Source organism: Streptococcus parasanguinis (assembly GCF_047463195.1).
GTDB lineage: Bacteria > Bacillota > Bacilli > Lactobacillales > Streptococcaceae > Streptococcus > Streptococcus parasanguinis_R.
In genome coordinates this window covers 78,609-98,882 of record NZ_JASHEI010000001.1, presented here as the reverse complement: position 1 = coordinate 98,882, position 20,274 = coordinate 78,609, and the positions used below count along the sequence as shown (strand labels likewise).

Below are 20,274 nucleotides of genomic sequence, written 5' to 3'. Positions count from 1 at the left end.
TCCTTTAAGTTGGTTAGAAAAAGAGGCTGGATACGCCCAGTCTCTCCTATAGCAAATCCTCAATCAGGTCATCAACCTCGTCTTTTTCTACTTTTGGTGTGACCTCTGTTACGATGATGCCTGCTACAGCTCGCTCAACTAAGGCTTCCACATCCAACCGTTGCTCATACTGCTCTGCATTTTTGAGTTTCGGATTAGTCTTTGGACGATCTGGTGCAAAGATGGTACAACAGTCTTCAAACGGTTGGATAGAGATTTCAAAGGTATCAATCTCTTGGGCAATATCTATGATTTCCAACTTGTCCATGGTCACCACCGGACGGATAACTGGTGTATTGGTTACCGCATTGATGGCCTGCATACTCTCTAAGGTTTGACTAGCCACTTGTCCTAAGCTTTCACCATTGATAATCACCAAACCACCGCGAACCTCGCGAATACGATCTGTGATGCGCATCATAAAGCGGCGGGTCAAGGTCATGAGATAAGCTTCCGGTGCTTTTGCCTTGATTTCCTCTTGGATCTCTGTGAAGGGCACTTCGATAAATTGGATATTGCCCCCAAACTTGGTCAACTTCCGTGTTAAGTCATGGGCTTTTTTCAAGGCACCTGGGCTGGTATAAGGGGGGCTCGCAAAGTGAACCGCCTCGATATCCACCCCACGCTTCAAGGCTAAGTAGCCAGCTACTGGAGAGTCGATCCCACCAGATAGCATGAGCATCCCTTTCCCAGAAGTCCCAACCGGAAGACCTCCTGCTCCCTTGATGGTTTCATAAGAGATGTAGGCTGCTTCTTCTCGGATTTCGACTTGCAGATTGATATCTGGCTTTTTCATCTGAGCCTGAATCGTTGGGATGGCTTCAAAGACAGCTCCACCTAGGGTTTGATTGAGTTCACGGCTATCGAGCTCAAAGGTATGGTCACTCCGCTTACTTGAGATTTTAAAGGTCAAGCCTTCCTTGTATATCTCCTTCATAATCCCTTGCACTGCCGCTTTTAAGGCTGGTACTGATTTTTCAATCTTGTAAACAGGTGAAAAATTTTGGATTCCAAAAACTTGCTTGAGGGATTCTGCCACCGGCTCATAATCCGTCCCATGTAGATAAGCATGGGCCCGATCGCGGTCCGCTGTCACTTTGACAGCTGGATAAATAGATAAAACATCTTGGATATTATTGCGAAGTTTATTGATGAAGCGCATGCGGTTCTTTCCTTTAGTAGAAAGCTCTCCATAGCGAATCATAATTTCTGAATAGGTTAAGGTCATATTGATTTCCTTCTAAAATTAACGTACTTTTCGTGTTTGTTCGTAAATCAGTTTGAACTTGGTCAAGAATTGCTCGACTTGGCTCATGTCATTTTCAATATCGAGACTGAGGCGAACAGCTGTCTGTGCGATACTCTTATCCACTCCCATAGCAATCAAGGTTCCAGCTGGCTTACCAGCTTTGGACGAGCAAGCACTGGTTGTCGAGATGTAAATATCAAACTCTTCAAAGGCATGGACCACTACTTCTCCACGAACTCCCTTGATCCCGAAAGTCAAGATGTGAGGCGCAAAGTGATCCTCACCAGAAAAGATGGTGACATCTGGATAGTTGGCCAATTCTTTGCGGATGACTTCTTTCATCTGCTGGGTCTTGTTGGCAAAAGCTTCTTGGTTTTCCATAGCTAAGCGTAGGGCTTTTGCTGTTGCTGCGATGCCTGCCACGTTCTCGGTTGTCGAGCGCATTTCTTTTTCTTGACCACCTCCGGTTAAGAGAGGGGTGATCTTTTTGCCTTCTTTGATGTAGACAAAGCCGACTCCGCGAAGTCCATGGAATTTGTGACTAGAGAAGGTTGCGAAGTCCACGCGCTCTGGTAGATAAACTTCTGTTGCTACCTTTGCCAAAGCTTGAACCGCATCGACATGGAAACTAATAGTTGGGCGATCTTCCAGAAGAGCAGCGATGTCATGGATGGGCTGGATAGAACCAATCTCATTGTTGACGGCCATGACAGAGACCAAGGTCGTATCTGGACGGAGAAGACTAGCCAAGGCATCTACCTTGACAAAGCCACGCGCATCTACTGGAGCGTAATCCACTTCGAATCCCTGTGTTTTGAGCCAAGCAGCTGATTCCTTGATGGCGGGATGCTCGATGTCAGAGACAATGATATGCTTGCCATAAGGAGCTTTCTCAAATGCGACACCCTTGAGGACCCAGTTGTCCCCTTCTGTCCCACCAGACGTGAAGTAAATTTCCTCAGCTTTCTTGCCAATTAGCTCCGCAATTTGTTTCCGAGAAGCTTCTAAAATACGAGTAGCTTGACTACCTAGATTGTGCAAACTAGAAGGGTTGCCCCAGATCCGAGTCGCTACCTCTGTATAAGTCGCAAGGGCTTCTGGATAAGGTTTGGTCGTTGCTGAATTGTCAAAATAAATCATGTCCTACGCATCCATCACTTTCTTTTTACGTAACTTATATTTTATCATTTCTGACCGCTTGGGACAAGGATTTGATAAAGAGAGACACGGCAAAATCACTCTATAAAATTCAGTTCTTTTTAGACATTTTTCAGAAAATGACTTATAATAGGAAAGTGTTAAAAAACAATTTTTGATAGAAAGAGAATGAACATGTCACAATATTCAAGAAGTAACAAAAACCAAAAACCTGAGGAAAAAGTAGACTCAAGACCATCTCGCGGTGAGAAAGTCAAACAAGGTTTGTCCGTATTTCAAACGGTTGTAGCCACGATTGCCAGTCTCCTAGGGATTATCGTCACTTCCTTTACCATCATGAGCCTGCTCAATAAAGATAATCAAAAAACAGAAGACAAACCATCTAGTAGCACCAGCGTCGTCGTGGTTCATGATAAGGGATCTGACTCAAGCGCTACCAATACAGATACTAACACCAATACGCAAACCGATTCAAGCAATACAGAAACAAGTTCACAAAAAGAAACCGATAGCTCATCTGCTACTGAATCTAGCTCGTCTGCCGCACAAGACCAAGGTTCCACAGCAACAGACAGTGGCGCAGATACAGCATCATCTAGAACCAACTAAAAAATCAGTAAGGACAACCTTACTGATTTTTTTTTGGCTTTCGATGCCAGCTTTTTCTGATTTATATAGAAAGCATCTATCTCATTGTCGTACTCCCACTTGAGCTTTGAACGCTCTTCCTAGATTTGATCCAATTACTCAAGTAATCTCCCCCCTATATCAATGTCGGATCCTATATACATCTCATCTAGATTCAATGTATTGTCCTCATTAATTGGGATATCTACTCCCCAACCCGATTCTTCAATATGATTTATACGTCCATAAACATTCATATAATATTCGGGAGTTGTAAGCCCACCATCACTCCATTGTGTCTGATCCCAATCAATCTGAACGGATTCAACTTTTGAATTTTGTGCTTTGACTAAATCAATAACCTTCTGTTCGTGTTCTTTTAGGTAGTCCAGTTGTTCTTTTTTTATGTCTCCTTCTGGTTTTTGTACGACTTTCTTTGAAGATGGGGTCGTTATCTTCTGTTCAGGTCTTTTGGTCAGGGTCATGATTTTTCCTCCAAGAAAAACCAGTCCTAGGATCGGTAACAAAATGATCAAAAATAGTTCCATTTGTCTCTTCATAAATCCTCCTTACAGACTTTGAATCTTCCAGTTCTTACTCAATATAATCACCCTTAATACTAATATTATGGCCCATACTAAATGTCATCTTTTGATCAGAATCAAATACGACATCCACCCTCCATCCTGAATCTTCAAGTTGATTGACGGTACCAAAAATTTCTATGACCTCATCTCCACCTTGTGGGGTCCCATTTCCACCATCAATCCATTGCGTTTCGTCCCAATAAATCTGAACAGAATCAACCTTTGAACTCTTCGATTTCACAAAATTGACGATTTCTTGCTCGTGCTCTTTGAGATAAACAAGTTGTTTTTGTTTGATCACTTCTATATCTTCTTTTGTGGAGGAAGAGGTTGCAGTTTGTACTTGTTTTGTATGAGCTTTTTGTTTTACACTACAACCTCCAATGCTTGTGAAAATAAACATTAAAGCTAATAACTTAAGTGTACATTTCATTTTAATTTTCTTGTTTCCTCATAACACTTTTACTTCTATTTACTTAAGAAAAAATTTTCCAGCCACCATTTTCCTCGATATAGATATCATTAAGCATGCCCATTTTTTTGATAGTTGGTATGCTATTTTGATCTTCTAGGTAAAAATCAACGGAGAATTTTGTGTTTTTTAATTGATTAATCTGACCAGAAATAGATAAATTGTATCCACCACCCTGAGGCGTTCCGTTTCCAGACTCTTCAATTTGCATACTGTTCCAATCAATCTGAACGGATTCGACTTTTGGATTTTGAGCTTTCACAAAATCAACAATTTCTTTTTCATGTTCTTTCAAATAGGCTAGCTGCTTTTGTTTAATGGCTTCTTTATCTTCTTTTGTGGTTGAAGAGGTGACAGTCTGCGCTTGTCTGCTCTTTTCACGTTCTTTCTTCACACATCCTACTAGACATCCAAGTGTTGAAATGAAAGCAAGTGCGATTATCAAATTGTTTATTTGTTTTCTCATAATTTTATTTCGTTTAAAAGTGATTCCTCTATTGCATCTCTCATTGTCTAACGGACGGATCATTTCTTTTCTACCCGATACAAATTGTCTGAACCAATTGAATCTATTTTAGGCATTTTATTTTCGTCTAACGTAAAATTCAGGCTAAAATTTGTTAGATCACTTCCATTGGCATAACCATAAACTAATAGTATTTCGTCACCTCCCTGAGGCGTTCCATTACCTCCTACAACTGTTTTAATACTGTCCCAGTCATAAGACACCTGCGTAATGTTAGCATTATGAGCTTTAACATAGGCTGTCATCTCTTGCTCGTGTTCTTTCAGATATGTGAGCTGTTTTTGTTTAATGGTTTTTTTGTCTTCCTTGGTTGTCGAAGGGGTTGCAATGGGTGCTTGTTTTGTTTGCTCTTTTGATTTTATGGTACATCCTCCTATACTTGCAAGGAGAGCTAATGTAGTGATTAATTTAAATATCGTTCGTTTTTCCATGGGGTAACTTTCTCTAACACAGTTCATTTTCAAAACGTATTGTACTTGATTAGGAAATTGGCTTTCCGCCAATCGTAGGTTCATGGAGCATAAACATTTCTCGCATGTTAATTGACTGATCATCATTAATTGGAATATCCACTCCCCATCCTGAGTTCTCGATATTATTAATTCGCCCAAAAACATTCATATAATATTCGGGAGTTGTAAGTCCACCATCACTCTTCTGAGTTTCATCCCAATTAATCTGAACTGACTCAATTTTTGGATTTTGAGACTTTACAAAATCGACGATTTCTTGCTCATGCTCTTTGAGATATGCTTCTTGTTCTTTTTTTATTTCTTCTTCTGATTTTTGTACGACTTTCTTTGAAGAAGTGGTTGTTATCTTCTGTTCTGGTCTTTTGGTCAGATTCATGATTTTTCCGCCAAGAAAAACCAGTCCTAGGATCGGTAACAGAATAATCAAAAATAGTTCCAGTCGTCTCTTCATCTCTTCTTCTCCAATCCTTCCTTTCATGACTGAATGGGACAGTCACTTTCCTTACTATTATAGCATCTTTCATTTGAATCTCAATCTAACTCACTAGTTAGAGACTATATGCAGCAATCATAAAAGAACTTTCGGGGTTCTTCTAGAATATAGGTAATCCTTTTTTACAAATAACAACCTAAGTGATGCTAAGAATTCAAATGTTGCATTTTTGTAGAGTATCTAAATATATAATGAAACTTTCCGCTGTGAGAAAAGTGCTAGAAACACCATTGTTTCTAGCACTCGGGAGTTTTGAAACTTTAGGTTCAAAACTAAGTCATGGAACTTCGTAGAAGTTCGCTGACGTCCGTATTCACTTAAGGAAAGTTTCTAAGAGGAGTTTATCTTCAATCAAAAAGGAACCCGAAGGTTCCTTTTGTGTTATTTCCGATACATCTTGACCTGAAGGTAAAGATCGTTATAGACTCCAAGCAATTTCTTGCCTAATTGTTGATAGACTTCCAAATGGTCCAGCGTTTCATCGCTTGGATAGAAGGATTGGTCATCTTGGATTTCTTTTGGCAACATGGCTTTGGCTTTTTTATTTGGCGTTGAGTAGCCGACATAAAGAGCATTTTTCAAAGCATTTTTAGGACGAAGCATGAAGTTAATAAAGGCATATGCTGCTTCTTTATTTTTCACGGTTTTTGGAATGACAATGTTATCAAACCAAAGGTTGCTGGCTTCAGTTGGGACGACATAGCGAAGATCCTTATTGGCTTCGAGCATTTGGCTGGCTTCTCCTGAGAAGGTAACCCCAATAGCTGCATTGTTTTGGATCATATAGCCTTTCATCTCATCGGCCACCAAAGCTTTGATGTTGGGTGTCAAGGTGTAGAGTTTATCTACTGCCTCTTGCAATTTCTTTGGATCCTTTTCATTGAGGCTATAGCCCAAGGTATTGAGACCAATTCCCATGACCTCACGCGCACCATCGTACATCATGATGTCATTTCTGTACTCTTCACGCCAGAGATCTGACCAATGTTCCGGAGCATTTTTGACCATCTTGGTATTGTAGATAATCCCCAAGGTACCCCAGAAATAAGGTACTGAATATTGGTTACCCGGATCAAACGATTGGTTCAAGAGTTTTGGATCGATATTTTCCATCCCTTTGATCTTGGATTGGTCCAACTTTTCAACCAGATGTTCATCCATCATCTTGGCAATCATGTATTCACTAGGTATCGCAATATCGTAGGTAGTTCCACCTTGCTTGATCTTAGTGTACATGGCTTCGTTGGAATCAAAGGTATCATATTGCACCTGAATCCCTGTTTCTTTGGTGAATTCCTTGAGCAAGTCTGGATCGATATAATCTCCCCAGTTGTAGATGACCAGCTTGTCACTATTTTTGGTATTCATGCTCGCTTCGATCTGGTGGCTAATTCCCCAGAGGACCAGAATGACAAGGACAATCCCAGTTAGGAATGAATAAAGTTTTTTCATGCTGCTTCCTCCTTTTCACGAGTAATAAAGTAGTAACCGATGACCAAGAGCACACTAAAGAGAAAGACAAGGGCAGACAAGGCATTGATACTGAGGGAAATTCCTTGACGGGCACGTGAGTAGATCTCTACAGACAAGGTTGTAAAGCCATTTCCAGTTACAAAGAAGGTCACGGCGAAGTCATCAAGCGAATAGGTAAAGGCCATAAAGTAGCCCGCAATGATGGCTGGTGTCAGATACGGCAACATGATCTCTTTGAGCATTTGCACTTGAGTAGCTCCCAAGTCATAGGCAGCATTAACCATATCCCGGTTCATTTCCTTGAGACGTGGCAAGACCATCAAGACCACAATGGGAATCGAGAAGGCCACGTGGCTAGCCAGAACAGATAGGAAACCTAGCTGGTACTTCACCGTCGTAAAGAGAATCAAGAAGCTGGCCCCAATCATAACGTCTGGTGCTACCATGAGAATGTTATTGATGGAGAGCAAAGGTCCTTCTAACTTTTTCTTGGATTGGTAGATATAAATGGCTCCAAAGGTTCCGATCACCGTCGCAATCAAGGCTGACAAGAAGGCCAAGAGGAAGGTCTCTGATAAGATCAGCATCAGGCGACTATCTGCGAACAATTCATTGAAATGCTCAAGCGTGAAGCCTGTGAAGGCATTCATATCTCCCCCTTTATTGAAAGCATAAAAGATCAAATAGAAGATTGGAAGATAGAGGATCAGAAAGACGAAGCCTAGATAGAAATGAGATACTTTTTTCATCGTTCTCTCCTTTCTCTCGTTGCCCACATGGTAAAGAGCATAGCAAGGATCAGAACAACTCCGATGGTAGAACCCATTCCCCAGTTTTGTGTTGTTAGGAAGTGCTGTTCAATCGCAGTCCCTAAGGTAATGACGCGATTTCCACCGATCATCCGTGTCAACATGAAGAGACTCAGACTAGGAATAAAGACAGACTGCACACCTGAGCGGACTCCATTCATGGACAAGGGGAAGACCACATGACGGAAGGTATCCCAACGATTGGCTCCCAAATCATAGCTGGCATTGATCAAGTTTGGATCCAAGTCATCTAAGACATTAAAGATCGGCAAAATCATAAACGGCAACTCGATGTAGCTGGCTACAAAGATAAAGGAGAAATCGGTAAAGAGGATCTGCTGGGGAGCGACTCCGAGAAAGCTTAAAAAGCTATTGATGGAGCCGTTTTGCCCAAAGATTCCGATAAAGGCATAGGCCTTGAGCAAGAGATTGACCCAGGTTGGCAAGACGATCAACATCAACCACAACTGCCGGTGTTTGAGCAGCGTCAAAAAGTAAGCAGTCGGATAGGAGATCAAGAGCGTCACCAGGGTGACAATTCCGGCATAAAGGACCGAATTAAAACTCATCTTTAAATAGGTCAGATTTTGCGAAGTAAAGAACTCTTTGTAGTTTTCAAGTGAAAACTGCCCTTCAACGTTGAAAAACGATTGAAAGATGATCATGACTACAGGAGCCAAGACAAAGAGAAAAATCCACAAGAAATAGGGGAGGATAAATAGATTAGAGGTTGTTTTCTTCATCTCTTTCCTCCTCAATGGCATTAATCAAACCAGCTTCTTGCTCTTCCACTTCAACGTACTCTTCGATCCGCGCATCGAATTCTTCCTCGGTTTCATTGAGACGCATAACGTGGATATCTTCTGGTTCAAAGTCTAGCCCGATGACTTCTCCCACAATGGCCTTACGAGTGGAGTGAATCATCCACTCATTACCCAAATCATCATAGGCGATGATCTCGTAATGCACACCACGGAAGAGCTGGGTGTCCACCTTCACTTGGAGCTTGCCTTCTTCAGGAAGGGTGATTTGCAAGTCTTCTGGACGAATGACGACTTCAACTGGTTCATTTGGACGCATCCCTCCATCGACGGCTTCAAAGCGTTTGCCATTGAACTCAACCAAGTAGTCCTCGATCATGCGACCATCTAGGATGTTGGACTCCCCGATAAAAGTCGCTACAAAGTGGTTGATCGGTTCATCATAGATATCAACCGGTGTACCAGATTGGACGATCTCTCCTTCATTCATGACAAAGATCCAGTCACTCATGGCAAGGGCTTCTTCTTGGTCGTGGGTAACAAAGACAAAGGTAATGCCCAAGCGTTGTTGCAATTCCCGCAACTCATACTGCATGTCTGTCCGAAGTTTCAAGTCAAGTGCAGACAAAGGCTCATCTAAAAGGACTACTCGTGGTTCATTGATAATAGCCCGTGCAATAGCTACCCGCTGGCGTTGACCACCCGATAATTTTTGGATCGAGCGTTTTTCAAATCCTGCTAACTGGACCATTTTCAATACTTCTGAAACCCGACGTTCGATCTCAGCCTTGTCCAGCTTTTTCAAACGAAGGGGAAAAGCCACATTTTCAAAGACCGTCATATGCGGAAACAGGGCATAGGACTGAAAGACGGTGTGGACATCCCGCTTGTTGGTAGGGACATCATTGATCCGTTCCCCATCAAGGTAGACATCTCCAGAGCTAGCATCTAAAAGACCGGCAATGATATTAAGGATAGTTGATTTTCCTGATCCAGATGCACCGAGCAGGGTATAGAACTTCCCTTCTTCCAATTCAAAATTGATATCCTTTAGGACAACGGTTCCGCTATCTTCAAAGACCTTTGTAACATTTTTAAACTCAATAATTGGTTTTTTCAATTCACATAAATTCCTTCTTTACTACGATTACCAAACTGCTTTTCAAACGAAAACGCAGCGGCTGACAGGAAGACCTGTCAGGCCACCAATACCTCTCGGGGACTTACTAGACTGCCCCACCTATTTACGGTATCGATAGGCACTCACCCCCTTTCCGACTGATGCTATCGATGTTTACACTATCAATTATTCTTCAATACTAACGTTCTTAGGCTTGACCGATAATGCGAACTTCTGGTTCTAAACGAACGCCTGAGTGAGCCTCGACTGCTTCAATGACATGGGCGATCAGGTCTTCGTAGTCCTTAGCTGTTCCATTATCGACATTGACCATAAAGCCGGCATGTTTTTCAGACACTTCAACACCACCGATTCGATAGCCTTTCAAACCTGCTTCACTAATCAATTGACCTGCAAAATGACCGACAGGACGCTTAAAGACGGATCCACAAGAAGGGTATTCAAGGGGTTGTTTCAACTGACGAAGATGGGTCAACCGATCCATCTCCTGCTTGATTTGCTCGTGATTGCCAGGAGACAAAGCAAATTTGGCAGAGATGACGACAGCACCTGTCTCTTGAATCTTAGATTGACGGTAGCCAAAAGCTAGTTCACTCGCTGACAGAGTTTCGATCTCTCCGTCTTTGGTCAAGACCTTACAGGATACTAGGACATGCGCGATCTCTCCTCCATAGGCTCCCGCATTCATAAAGACTGCACCACCGACACTGCCTGGAATGCCACTAGCAAACTCAAAACCTTTCAAACTATGGTGCAAGGCCACATGGGTGGTGTCGATGAGTTTAGCACCTGCCTCTGCTTCGATCACATAACCATCCACACTGATGTCACGCAAGCGATCAAACATAATGACAAATCCCGGAATGCCCCCATCGCGGACAATGATATTGGATGCATTGCCCAGGACCATCCATGGAATTTGCTCTTGGTTGGCAAATTGAACGATGCGTTTTAATTCGTATTGGTTGCGGGGAAAGGCTAAAAATTCAGCATTCCCACCTACCTTTGTGAAGGTATAATGTTTTAAAGGTTCTTGAAAACGGATATCAATCCCTTCAAGAATTTGATTTATTTTTTCATTCATCTTTCTGTCTGTTCTCTCTCTATAAAAATACAAACTATTATACCAAATTTTTGACTATTTTTCGACCCTAAAAAACAAAAGAAGACCTATAATATTCAGGCCTTCCTTTTATCATTCATTATGCAATTTTACGAGCAATGGCACGATTCTTTTGTCCATCCAGAGCTGATTTGACCGAAATCCAAGCACCACCAAGAGTAAAGACAGCTAAGAGTGCTAGATTCAAGTAAAATTTATCAGGGACATCCCCTGAGAATGTCGCTTCATTGAGAAGCGTCCAGGACATATCAAATGGCAAATCCAGTTCACTCATAAGCGCCAAAGTATAATCTAATTGGTTGACCAAAAAGACGGTCAAGACCATCAAAATAGCTGAAACTACCACACCTTTTTTAGTCAATTTCTTACCAAGAATCTCATAACCTTTGATGGTACAATAACCGAGGGCAGCCCCTGCTAAAACAGATACATAGCCAAGACGCGCTACCAAGAGGGCAACTGCTCCACCGATGATTACACCGATCACAGCCCCTACAATCCCCAAAAGGAAGTTTTCTTCCCGCGCTTCATAAGCCTCAACTGTATCTTGCACTTCGGCTTGGTAGGCTCTAAAGGTTGCATCGTCGATTAAAAAGATCGCATCTCCAATTTGATACAGACCGATTGGTCCTTCCTCACCCGTTTCCGCATTCACTTGCACAAATTGGTGGTTGAGTAAGAAATCAACAATATCTTGGATAGCTGTCCATAAGGTTTCGACAGCCTTCCCTTTGATCATTCCACCTTTGACAACGATCGAGGTCAAGTAACCATCAGAAGAGATAGCATTAATGGCTTTTGATTGTTCTTTTAATTCATTCCAAAGAATTTCACTATCTTCGATCAAGTCTCCTTCGGAACCTTGTTTCACACTGAGTGAAATGGTAAATACATTCTTGGTTTGAGCGCCTTCAATGACCAACAAGAAGCCTTCACGCTCTCCATACATCACACGAGCTTCGCCATCAAATTGCAGACCAAGATCGGTAGCAATACTATATAAATATTCTGGTTTCATGTTTCCCCCTAGATTTTCAGGAAAGCTTGAGCTTTTCCCCATACTGTTCCCATTCTACCATAGGAGAAGCAAAAAGGACATATACAAAAGTATACATCCTTTTTTCAATTGTGTTACATTCAGTCTTATTTCTCAACACGAACGCCAAATGTGTCGATTTTAAGTTGGAAAATCTGACCATCTAGCCCGAGTTTTTCGAGAGCTGCAACAAAGGCTGCTGCATGCTCTGGCGCTAAGAGGTTCATGATCGTTGGGCCTGCTCCCGACAGATAGGTGGCGTAAGCCCCATGCGCATGGGCGACTTCTTTGACCTGAGGAAACTCTTTGACAAGAGATTGACGGTAGCGTTCGTGGAAATGATCAGACTCGATGGAGCGACCAGCCGTCAGCAAATCTCCCTTGAGGAGAGCTGCGATAGCGACATTGGCTACGCTACTGGCTGCAACAGCTTCCTTATAAGACCATTCTTTCGGTAGGACATTCCGACTATCACTGGTCTTCAATTGGTAGCTCGGTACAAAGGCCACAAGGTCACAGCTTGGGAAGTCAGCCGTGACATATTGGACATCTTCACCGATGTAGCTCGCAATGACCATATTCCCAAAGATAGCTGGAGCTACATTATCCGGATGACCTTCGATCTCGGTCGCGATGCGTAATTTCTCAGCGTCTGATAGCTGGAGGTTGGCTAATTGGTTGGCCAATTCAATCCCTGCGACAATGACCGAGCTAGAAGATCCAAGACCACGCGCCAAAGGCACTTCACTAGTCATCTTGATCCGATGGGGTTGCATATCAGTTGAGATAGAAAGAGCTGTTGAGAGCAAAAGGTTTTTCTCATCTGTCGGAATCCCTGCTCCAAGATCATGCTCAATAAACCAAGCATCTGCTGGTTCAAGGACTTCAATGGTCAAATAGCGAGTCACGGCAATCCCAACAGAATCAAATCCTGGCCCTACATTGGCACTGGTTGCTGGAACAATAATTTTCATGCTTATTCTCCCAAGACTTTAAAGGTATTCAAGAGTTCGAAATTCGCCTCTGAATCCAATTTTTCAACCAAGTTCTTGAATTGAGTTTGGTTAACTTGGTGAGTAATGATGACAACACTTGCATAGTGACCATCTGAGTCTTCTTGAAGGATTTGCTTGAAGGAAGCTCCTTCTGCATTAAAGATTTCCGCAAGACGCAAGATTTGACCAGTCGCATCTGGTGCCTTGATTGAGAAGTAATAATTGTTCTTCACGTCTTCTGGCTTAGCCAATTGAAGAGGGCGACTGTATTCATTGAAGGCTTTACCGATCGTTCCTTCTTTTAGACGACGGACAATGCGGACGAGGTCGGCTACGACACTTGTCGCAGTTGGTTTTTGACCAGCACCTGGTCCGTAGTACATAGACTCACCAATACCGATGGATTCCACATAGACCGCATTCATGACATCATTCACTCCTGCGAGTGGATGTTGTTTTGGAAGGAAGGTTGGTGTCACTTCTGCTGCGATCCCTGACTCTGTTTCAACGATAGATCCGACCAGCTTAATGACATATCCAAGGCTTTGAGCAACCGATACATCTTGAGGAGTGATCTGGCTGATCCCTTTGTGACCTACTTGGTCAAATTGGATGTTCATCCCAAAGGCAAATTGACTCAAGATCACCATCTTGTAGGCTGCATCAATCCCTTCGACGTCATTGGTTGGGTCACTTTCAGCGTAACCAAGGCGTTGCGCTTCTGCTAAAGCATCTTCATAAGTCCAGCCTTCTTCCACCATTTTGGTCATCATGAAGTTGGAGGTTCCATTGACTACACCGAGTACTTTGGTCACCTTGTCAGAAGCCAAAGAATTCACCAAGGTCCGAAGGATTGGGATCCCACCCGCTACAGCTGCTTCATAATAAAGAGCTACTTGGTGTTTTTGAGCAACCTCTAACAATTCACTTCCATGAACAGCTAGAAGGTCTTTGTTAGCAGAGACCACATGCTTACCCGCTTCAAGAGCACGGGTGATAAAGGTCTTCGCTGGCTCAATCCGGCCCATCAATTCAACCACGATGGCAATCTCTTTGTCTTCAATGATCTCATCGACATTGGTCACAAAGTTGTAGTCATGGCCAGCCGCTTGCAAGCTTTGCTTTTCCGCATCATCGCGAACCAAGACCTTGGCAATCTCGATTTCATCTTGAGCTGCCTGGGTAATTTTTTCATGGTTTTCTTTTAATAAAAATGGTACGCCACTGGCAACAGTACCAAATCCTAGTAAGGCAATCTTAACAGACATCCTATGGGTCTCCTTGAATTTTCTATAATAGGTCCATTATAACAAAAACTTGCGTTTTTTACAGCCAATTGCCTTAAAAAGTCTGAATCTTCATGACAATAGCAAGCTGTAGCAAGTTCTGGAAAAGAACATAGAATTTGTGGTACAATAAAGAAAATAATGAAAGCGGTGACACCATGAGTAAACGAAGACTACCTAAAAAAATCAAAATCCTACTTGGGATCAATGCCCTTCTTCTGGTTTCTATCTTTATTTGTAGCTTTCTTCTGATCAAACGGATCACTCAACCCAGTGATGGAAATACAAGTAACACTGCCATGACGCGCTCGCTAGATGAAGACAGCTCCTCTATCGAGTGGACCCGAGTGAAAAAGCCGGTCAAACTGCCCATCCTCATGTACCACTCTGTACATAATATGGCTGAGTCCGAAGCTGCCAATGCCAATCTGATAGTTGATCCAGAAACCTTTGAAAGCCAACTAAAGGCCCTGAAAAAAGCGGGTTACTACACACTGACCCCTGAGGAGGCCTATCGGATCCTCGCAAAGAACGAAGTTCCCAAAGGAAAGAAATATGTCTGGTTGACCTTTGATGATGGCGTCGAGGATTTCTATACCATCGTCTATCCGCTTCTTAAAAAATATAAGATGACGGCCACTAACAATATCATCACAGACTTTACTCAACAGGAAAAAGAAAATGTCCTGACCTTTGACCAAATCAAAGAGATGAAACATGCTGGCTTGACCTTTGAAAGCCATACGGTCAATCATCCAGACCTAGCCAATTCCAGCATTGAGACTCAAAAGAATGAGCTGGTTGCTTCTAAACGCCTGCTAGATAAGGTGCTGGATCAAAATACCAGCGTTATCGTCTACCCATCTGGTCGCTACAGCCAAATCACGATCGACCAAGCCAAGAAAGCTGACTACAAACTAGGCCTCACCACTAAAAATGGACTCGCCAGCTCCGCTGATGGCCTCTATTCCCTCAAACGAGTTCGGATCCTTCCAACCACTACAGGAGAGGACCTCCTAGCCATGATCCAAGAATAAAGAAAGAGAGTGGGACAGAAATCGGTAATTCGTTAGAATTCGATTTCGTCGTCCCACCTCCGCACAGTTGAGTAGGGCTGTAAAAGCTGATGAAATCAGCGTAGTAGAGCCCACTCAACCACTGCGTTTTGCTCGACAATACAAAAATAATTGAGAGGCTAGGACTTTTGTCCCAGCCTCTTTTGTTAGAGTTCCTTCTCTAGTTCATTTAGAAAGGTGATTAAAAATTGATGGCGACTTTCTGCCATTTGCTTGCCAGTCTCCGTGTTCATTTCATCTTTTAAGAGAAGCAATTTGTCATGGAAATGTTGGACGGTATCAGTGAGGGACCTCCCTTTGTGGCCACCATAGGAAAAAGTTCGCGCAATTCCTACAGCTCCTATCGCATCCAGGCGGTCTGCATCCTGGACAATCTTGCCTTCTAAGGTTTCTGGATGCTTACCGCGATTTTTGCTGAAAGAAACAGCATTGATTACCCGACAAATCTGCTCGATTTGGTTTTTAGGAGTACCGATCTCTTCTAGAAACTTACGAGCATTCGCATGATTCTCTGTTTGAAACAATTTATCATCATCAGCATCGTGAAGAAGAGCTGACAAGCCCACTATCTCCAGATCACATGGACCTTCTGCTTGTGCGATTCTCATAGCATTGGTATAGACGCGGAGGGTATGCTCTACATCATGGCCATCCGCTCGATCAGCAAATAAGGTTTTAACATACTGCTTAGCAACTTGGATTCGTTCTTCGATCATCGTTCTTGTCCTTTGTTTAATCTCTGCTCAGTTTTATCTATTCATTTGAACTAGTTATGGAGATGTGCAGTTTACTTTAAAACCACCTCTCGGTGGTGATTACTTCTTCTTTTGTGGGAAGAGAGGAAGGCCTAGGGTCGCGATTTTCTCAGCGGGAATCTTCATGCCATCCTTGATCCATTTGGAGATGACAGAGACAATGGCTGAGCTCCAGAAGGAATTGAGGTAGCTGCCAGCGCCATTTGATGAGCTGCCATTTCGTTTTTCTAAAAAGTCATAGACTGCCTTGGTCAAGAGCCGTTCAAAATTGTAATCAATGGCCAGGCTGATAATCTTAGCTTCTTTCTTAACTTCCTTAAAAAGATAGACCCAGACTTGGTAGAGATCTGTCTTGAGGTTGTAGCCATCTAAAGACTTGGTAATTTTTGCGATACTAGATTGAAAGATAGACTCAAGAATCTCTTCTTTTGATCCATAATTGCGGTAAAAGGCCGCGCGAGAGACCCCAGCACGCTGAACCAGCTCAGAGATGGTGATCTTTTTCAGATCTTTTTTCTCCAATAGTTGCAGGAGAGAGATTTCGATGGATTCTCGTGTAATCGCATTGTTTTCTTGGTTAAATCGTTTGAGATTTTCCAAGGATTTCTCGGATATTTTTCTTTCTGCCATAACATTTACTTTCTATCTGTCTCACCTGATGTTATCTGCTTGGATAGCATGGTACTTCATGATATAATTGTAAAAGAAGACAAACTACTTGTCAATGTACATTTTTATACAATTATGAGGTATGAACTGATGAAATGGAAAATTATTGCGGATTCAGGCTGTGACTACCGCTCTTTGGACAACCTGGCACCAGATACGGAGTTTGTCAGTGTCCCACTGACCATCCAAGTGGGAGAAACTATCTACACAGATGATGTCCAACTCAATATCGATCAGATGATGGAAGAGATGTATGCGACTACGACTGCTTCTAAGTCTGCCTGTCCGAGTCCCGATGATTATATGAAGTCCTTTGAAGGAGCTGAAAATATCGTCGTTGTGACCATCACTGGAACCCTTTCAGGTAGCTACAATAGTGCTGAGGTGGCCAAGAAGATTTATCTAGAAGAGCATCCGAATACCAATATCCACGTCATTAATAGCTTGTCAGCTGGGGGTGAGGTGGACCTGATCGTTCGCAAGCTCAATCAGTTGGTCGCTGAAGGCCTCGATTTTGATCAAGTAGTCGATGTGATCACGACCTACCAGTCTAAGACGAAGTTGCTCTTTGTTTTGGCCAAGGTTGATAATCTGGTCAAAAATGGGCGTCTCAGCAAATTGATCGGGACTGTTGTCGGACTCCTCAATATCCGTATGGTCGGGGAAGCTAGTAAGACCGGTACTCTTGAGTTGCTCCAAAAAGCTCGGGGCCAAAAGAAAGCGATCAAAGCTGCTTTTGATGAATTGATCAAGGCGGGTTATGCTGGCGGTCATATCACCATCGCCCACCGCAACAATGAAAAATTTATTGAGCAATTCTCTGCATTGGTTCGTGAAAAATTTGCCCATGCAATGATCGAAGTCCTTCCTACTTCTGGACTTTGTAGTTTCTACGCCGAAGAAGGCGGCCTCCTCATGGGGTATGAAATTTAAGTTACCACTAAAAAGAGGCTAGGACAAAAGTCCTAGCCTCTCATTTGTTTTTGGATTGTCGAGCAAGACGCAGTGGTTGAGTGGGCTCTACTACACTGATTTCATCAGCTTTACAGCCCTACTCAACTGTGCGGAGGTGGGACGACGAAATTGAATTCTAACGAATGACCGATTTCTGTCCCACTCTCTTTTTTTATTCTCCGATCTCTTGGTAGAGGGTACGGATTTTTTTGCGGTAAATGGTATAGCTGATCCCAGCTCCGATTAGCAGGATGACACTATAAAGGATCACAGCCAGCAGGGTGCTGACGGAATGATAGGTCCAAATGAAGCTGACAATGATCAGGAGAAACATCACAAAGAGAAAGACAATCAAGAGGATAGACTGAAGAACTGCATTCCCACGATGACGGGTCATCAACTCTGTGATATTGGTCCAATTGGTGCTAAAGTTCTGAAAATCTTTGACATAGTCTCGGATGCAGATCGGAATGGTCGTTACAACCCAGATCAGTAACATGGCAAGGATAGCTAAGGGATGGACGCCAAAATAGAGACAAACGCCAACTAGAAGAATGACAGGAAGGATGGATTGCACCAGATAGAGCAACCAAAACTTCATAAAGAGATAGCGTTTGAAATCAACAGGGAGGGATCTCAAGTATTCAAAGTTTTCGCGCTCTAGCGAAATACCGATACTGGTCAAGCCTCCAAAACTATTGAAAACACCGATCAAGATGGCAACAAGGGTCAGTGGTACCAGATACTGGGGTGTCAAGTAAGGACTGAGGCCTCCTATATTTTTTGATGCTCCTGCTGCTCCACTGAGGAGGAAAATATATGGCAGAATACTCATCATCAATAGGACTTGCACCATAAGGGTTCCATCGCTCAAGAGTCTGCGATGATACTGAATGACAAACTGTCTAAAGGAGTCTTTCTGGCCCACATGGATGGCTTTCACGCGCTCTTTGACGGTTTGGTTGGTCGCAACCGCAAGGGCTGCATCATAGAATTGTGGGATCACGATTTTGCGAACCAGGCCGATCAAGACCAAAAGCACCGCTATCCAGCCCAGAAGGCCAAGGATCGCTCCACCATCAAAAGGATGGAGGATAAACTGATGAAAGGCTGTAAAAGGTGGAAATAGAATGGGAATATCCGCTCCACCCGACACCTCTACCCGATGGGTTTGGACTAGATTCAGATAGAGATAAGCTCCTAGGCTCAGAAGAGAACCAATTCCGACCATGATGTTGGAGACCAGGGTCGTGTGTTTTTTGAAAAAAAGGGTCTTAGTGATCAAATGAGCTAGTAAAATCGTCGCTAAAAAGAGAACGCCTAAGAGAATCACGGCACAAAAGAGGCCTAGCAGGATCCCTAACGGATTGAAGCCGCCTGCTTGGACAGGCAGGATCAAAAAATAGCTGATCAATGGAAGGATAGCCATGAGAAGGGTCAGGATGACCGAGATACTTTTTCCAGCAATGACTTCCGCATCTGAGAAAGCATAGGGCCGGTAAAACTGGAGGTCCTTGCTTTCATAAAAGACATTGTAAAAACTCATAAAGCCTTGGGAAATGGTCATCAAGGAAAAGAGGGCCACCATATTGACAAAGAAGGCTGGCTGATGGACAAAATCATAGATACTAAAGAGCAAGCCAAATATGAGGAAATAGACCAATCCTAAAAAGAGGTAGTTGAGCACCGATCTGCGGGCAACATTGAGTTTGACGTCCGGTTTTTTAGCCTGTTTGGCGCGTAATTTTGCGATCTGGGCCGGCTGACTAGCATAGATGATATTGACATTGACCAGCTGTTGGATGATCTTAAGACGCATGATCGCCACCTTCTTCCTTCCGCCCCGCTAGGCTGAGATAGATACTTTCCAGACTTTGTTCGGGATGTTGGCCCTTCAATTCCTCGATCGTCCCATAGAAGATGAGATTACCTTTTTTGAGAATGGCGATCTTATCACAGAGTTGTTCGGCCACTTCTAATACGTGGGTAGAGAAAATAACCGTCTTGCCGCGATCCGCATGTTGGCGCATCATTTGTTTTAAATCGTAAGAAGCCTGTGGATCCAAACCGGTCATGGGTTCGTCCAAGACCCAGATATCTGGATCCGACAAGAGGGCTGCAATGACAAAGACCTTCTGGCGCATCCCATGTGAAAAGGATTCAATCACTTCATAGCGGTGGCTCTGAAAATCAAAGATCGTAAGAAGCTCTTCCAAGCGTTGATCACAGTCTTTCTGACTCATATCATAAGAGGTCGCAACCAACTCCCAGAATTCATTGGCTGTGAGGCGCAAGAAAAGATCTGGTGAATCCGCTACATAACCGATCTTCTTTTTGATCGCCAGCCGATGGCTATAGAGGTCCTGACCATCCACTTCAATGGATCCAGTAGTTGGGGTGATGACACTGACCAGGCTCTTAATCGTCGTTGACTTTCCAGCTCCGTTGTGGCCAATCAAGCCGACAATTTGTCCATCTTCGATGGTCAGATCCAAGTGGTTGAGGGCAATGTGCCCATCGTAATCTTTGGTAACTCCGTGAAATGTAATCATGTTAACTCCCTAATGGATCC

General features: G+C 43.1%; 22 protein-coding genes. 3 read left to right on the top strand and 19 right to left on the bottom strand.

The genetic code is table 11. The features are described from left to right. Positions 1–46: 46 nt before the first annotated feature. Both thiI and QM870_RS00425 read right to left on the bottom strand, forming a co-directional pair. A complete protein-coding gene (thiI, locus tag QM870_RS00430) occupies positions 47–1,267 on the bottom strand; it encodes a tRNA uracil 4-sulfurtransferase ThiI (protein ID WP_414368025.1) in 1,221 nt (406 codons plus the stop codon). An 18-nt stretch (positions 1,268–1,285) separates the two neighbouring features. Further along, entirely contained in the window at positions 1,286–2,428 is a 1,143-nt protein-coding gene (locus QM870_RS00425; RefSeq protein WP_414368024.1) for a cysteine desulfurase family protein, read from the bottom strand. Between the two features lie 192 nt (positions 2,429–2,620). On the opposite strand from QM870_RS00425, the gene QM870_RS00420 reads away from it, so the two are divergent. Continuing rightward, the gene (locus tag QM870_RS00420; protein WP_049492012.1) at positions 2,621–3,055 is read left to right on the top strand and encodes a DUF6556 family protein; all 435 of its coding nucleotides are present in this window, start codon (positions 2,621–2,623) and stop codon (positions 3,053–3,055) included. Positions 3,056–3,189: 134 nt separating this feature from the next. Here the strand turns inward: QM870_RS00420 and QM870_RS00415 are convergent, their stop codons facing one another. From QM870_RS00415 to QM870_RS00355, 13 genes are all read right to left on the bottom strand, one after another. Next, positions 3,190–3,633, bottom strand: a complete 444-nt coding sequence (locus QM870_RS00415) for a hypothetical protein (RefSeq protein WP_049492014.1) — start codon at positions 3,631–3,633, stop codon at positions 3,190–3,192. Between the two features lie 34 nt (positions 3,634–3,667). Then, positions 3,668–4,093, bottom strand: coding sequence for a lipoprotein BUG3 (locus tag QM870_RS00410; protein WP_065426838.1), 426 nt, complete (start codon positions 4,091–4,093; stop codon positions 3,668–3,670). A 43-nt stretch (positions 4,094–4,136) separates the two neighbouring features. Further along, positions 4,137–4,598 carry a hypothetical protein gene (locus QM870_RS00405; RefSeq protein WP_049492059.1) on the bottom strand — a complete coding sequence of 154 codons (462 nt, stop codon included), beginning with the start codon at positions 4,596–4,598 and terminating at the stop codon, positions 4,137–4,139. A 59-nt stretch (positions 4,599–4,657) separates the two neighbouring features. Then, the gene (locus tag QM870_RS00400) at positions 4,658–5,089 is read right to left on the bottom strand and encodes a hypothetical protein (protein ID WP_049492021.1); all 432 of its coding nucleotides are present in this window, start codon (positions 5,087–5,089) and stop codon (positions 4,658–4,660) included. Positions 5,090–5,138: 49 nt separating this feature from the next. Continuing rightward, the gene (locus QM870_RS00395) at positions 5,139–5,582 is read right to left on the bottom strand and encodes a hypothetical protein (protein ID WP_193389742.1); all 444 of its coding nucleotides are present in this window, start codon (positions 5,580–5,582) and stop codon (positions 5,139–5,141) included. Positions 5,583–6,005: 423 nt separating this feature from the next. Beyond that, positions 6,006–7,076, bottom strand: a complete 1,071-nt coding sequence (locus QM870_RS00390; protein ID WP_070506233.1) for an ABC transporter substrate-binding protein — start codon at positions 7,074–7,076, stop codon at positions 6,006–6,008. Next, complete coding sequence (locus QM870_RS00385; RefSeq protein WP_003002847.1) at positions 7,073–7,846, bottom strand: ABC transporter permease; 774 nt, start codon at positions 7,844–7,846, stop codon at positions 7,073–7,075. The genes QM870_RS00390 and QM870_RS00385 overlap by 4 nt, the downstream gene beginning before the upstream one ends. Then, a complete protein-coding gene (locus QM870_RS00380) occupies positions 7,843–8,649 on the bottom strand; it encodes an ABC transporter permease (protein ID WP_003011144.1) in 807 nt (268 codons plus the stop codon). Before QM870_RS00380 ends, QM870_RS00385 begins: the two co-directional genes overlap by 4 nt. Further along, a complete protein-coding gene (locus QM870_RS00375) occupies positions 8,630–9,787 on the bottom strand; it encodes an ABC transporter ATP-binding protein (RefSeq protein ID WP_045759571.1) in 1,158 nt (385 codons plus the stop codon). The genes QM870_RS00380 and QM870_RS00375 overlap by 20 nt, the downstream gene beginning before the upstream one ends. Before the next feature lie 208 nt (positions 9,788–9,995). Then, on the bottom strand, positions 9,996–10,892 hold the full coding sequence (gene murB / locus QM870_RS00370) for a UDP-N-acetylmuramate dehydrogenase (RefSeq protein WP_049492025.1): 897 nt from the start codon (positions 10,890–10,892) through the stop codon (positions 9,996–9,998). A 118-nt stretch (positions 10,893–11,010) separates the two neighbouring features. After that, complete coding sequence (locus QM870_RS00365; protein WP_049492027.1) at positions 11,011–11,991, bottom strand: hypothetical protein; 981 nt, start codon at positions 11,989–11,991, stop codon at positions 11,011–11,013. An 83-nt stretch (positions 11,992–12,074) separates the two neighbouring features. Further along, positions 12,075–12,941 (bottom strand): homoserine kinase, encoded by an 867-nt coding sequence (gene thrB, locus QM870_RS00360; protein WP_414368018.1) that lies wholly within the window; start codon positions 12,939–12,941, stop codon positions 12,075–12,077. Positions 12,942–12,943: 2 nt separating this feature from the next. Further along, the gene (locus tag QM870_RS00355; RefSeq protein ID WP_414368015.1) at positions 12,944–14,230 is read right to left on the bottom strand and encodes a homoserine dehydrogenase; all 1,287 of its coding nucleotides are present in this window, start codon (positions 14,228–14,230) and stop codon (positions 12,944–12,946) included. A gap of 176 nt (positions 14,231–14,406) precedes the next feature. Between QM870_RS00355 and QM870_RS00350 the strand changes: the two genes are divergently transcribed. Next, positions 14,407–15,285 carry a polysaccharide deacetylase family protein gene (locus QM870_RS00350; protein ID WP_414368012.1) on the top strand — a complete coding sequence of 293 codons (879 nt, stop codon included), beginning with the start codon at positions 14,407–14,409 and terminating at the stop codon, positions 15,283–15,285. A 185-nt stretch (positions 15,286–15,470) separates the two neighbouring features. Here QM870_RS00350 and QM870_RS00345 read toward each other — a convergent pair whose 3' ends face one another. Continuing rightward, positions 15,471–16,040 (bottom strand): HD domain-containing protein, encoded by a 570-nt coding sequence (locus QM870_RS00345; protein WP_414359652.1) that lies wholly within the window; start codon positions 16,038–16,040, stop codon positions 15,471–15,473. A 99-nt stretch (positions 16,041–16,139) separates the two neighbouring features. After that, complete coding sequence (locus QM870_RS00340; RefSeq protein ID WP_037599347.1) at positions 16,140–16,709, bottom strand: TetR/AcrR family transcriptional regulator; 570 nt, start codon at positions 16,707–16,709, stop codon at positions 16,140–16,142. A 129-nt stretch (positions 16,710–16,838) separates the two neighbouring features. Between QM870_RS00340 and QM870_RS00335 the strand changes: the two genes are divergently transcribed. Further along, positions 16,839–17,681, top strand: a complete 843-nt coding sequence (locus tag QM870_RS00335; RefSeq protein WP_023918400.1) for a DegV family protein — start codon at positions 16,839–16,841, stop codon at positions 17,679–17,681. A gap of 193 nt (positions 17,682–17,874) precedes the next feature. On the opposite strand, the gene QM870_RS00330 is transcribed toward QM870_RS00335, so the two are convergent. Beyond that, positions 17,875–19,521 carry a hypothetical protein gene (locus QM870_RS00330; RefSeq protein ID WP_023918402.1) on the bottom strand — a complete coding sequence of 549 codons (1,647 nt, stop codon included), beginning with the start codon at positions 19,519–19,521 and terminating at the stop codon, positions 17,875–17,877. Beyond that, positions 19,511–20,254 (bottom strand): ABC transporter ATP-binding protein, encoded by a 744-nt coding sequence (locus QM870_RS00325; protein ID WP_014713507.1) that lies wholly within the window; start codon positions 20,252–20,254, stop codon positions 19,511–19,513. Before QM870_RS00325 ends, QM870_RS00330 begins: the two co-directional genes overlap by 11 nt. Between the last annotated feature and the right edge of the window lie 20 nt (positions 20,255–20,274).

Excerpts from the sequence above, each read along its gene's own strand:
- QM870_RS00410 (WP_065426838.1), bottom strand. The coding sequence starts at position 4,093 with ATGAAATGTACACTTAAGTTATTAGCTTTAATGTTTATTTTCACAAGC.
- QM870_RS00355 (WP_414368015.1), bottom strand. The coding sequence starts at position 14,230 with ATGTCTGTTAAGATTGCCTTACTAGGATTTGGTACTGTTGCCAGTGGC.
- QM870_RS00385 (WP_003002847.1), bottom strand. The coding sequence starts at position 7,846 with ATGAAAAAAGTATCTCATTTCTATCTAGGCTTCGTCTTTCTGATCCTC.
- QM870_RS00415 (WP_049492014.1), bottom strand. The coding sequence starts at position 3,633 with ATGAAGAGACAAATGGAACTATTTTTGATCATTTTGTTACCGATCCTA.
- QM870_RS00365 (WP_049492027.1), bottom strand. The coding sequence starts at position 11,991 with ATGGGGAAAAGCTCAAGCTTTCCTGAAAATCTAGGGGGAAACATGAAA.
- QM870_RS00325 (WP_014713507.1), bottom strand. The coding sequence starts at position 20,254 with ATGATTACATTTCACGGAGTTACCAAAGATTACGATGGGCACATTGCC.
- QM870_RS00420 (WP_049492012.1), top strand. The coding sequence starts at position 2,621 with ATGTCACAATATTCAAGAAGTAACAAAAACCAAAAACCTGAGGAAAAA.
- murB (WP_049492025.1), bottom strand. The coding sequence starts at position 10,892 with ATGAATGAAAAAATAAATCAAATTCTTGAAGGGATTGATATCCGTTTT.
- QM870_RS00380 (WP_003011144.1), bottom strand. The coding sequence starts at position 8,649 with ATGAAGAAAACAACCTCTAATCTATTTATCCTCCCCTATTTCTTGTGG.
- QM870_RS00330 (WP_023918402.1), bottom strand. The coding sequence starts at position 19,521 with ATGCGTCTTAAGATCATCCAACAGCTGGTCAATGTCAATATCATCTAT.
- QM870_RS00425 (WP_414368024.1), bottom strand. The coding sequence starts at position 2,428 with ATGATTTATTTTGACAATTCAGCAACGACCAAACCTTATCCAGAAGCC.
- QM870_RS00400 (WP_049492021.1), bottom strand. The coding sequence starts at position 5,089 with ATGGAAAAACGAACGATATTTAAATTAATCACTACATTAGCTCTCCTT.
- QM870_RS00395 (WP_193389742.1), bottom strand. The coding sequence starts at position 5,582 with ATGAAGAGACGACTGGAACTATTTTTGATTATTCTGTTACCGATCCTA.
- QM870_RS00405 (WP_049492059.1), bottom strand. The coding sequence starts at position 4,598 with ATGAGAAAACAAATAAACAATTTGATAATCGCACTTGCTTTCATTTCA.
- QM870_RS00350 (WP_414368012.1), top strand. The coding sequence starts at position 14,407 with ATGAGTAAACGAAGACTACCTAAAAAAATCAAAATCCTACTTGGGATC.
- QM870_RS00340 (WP_037599347.1), bottom strand. The coding sequence starts at position 16,709 with ATGGCAGAAAGAAAAATATCCGAGAAATCCTTGGAAAATCTCAAACGA.
- thiI (WP_414368025.1), bottom strand. The coding sequence starts at position 1,267 with ATGACCTTAACCTATTCAGAAATTATGATTCGCTATGGAGAGCTTTCT.
- thrB (WP_414368018.1), bottom strand. The coding sequence starts at position 12,941 with ATGAAAATTATTGTTCCAGCAACCAGTGCCAATGTAGGGCCAGGATTT.
- QM870_RS00335 (WP_023918400.1), top strand. The coding sequence starts at position 16,839 with ATGAAATGGAAAATTATTGCGGATTCAGGCTGTGACTACCGCTCTTTG.
- QM870_RS00390 (WP_070506233.1), bottom strand. The coding sequence starts at position 7,076 with ATGAAAAAACTTTATTCATTCCTAACTGGGATTGTCCTTGTCATTCTG.
- QM870_RS00345 (WP_414359652.1), bottom strand. The coding sequence starts at position 16,040 with ATGATCGAAGAACGAATCCAAGTTGCTAAGCAGTATGTTAAAACCTTA.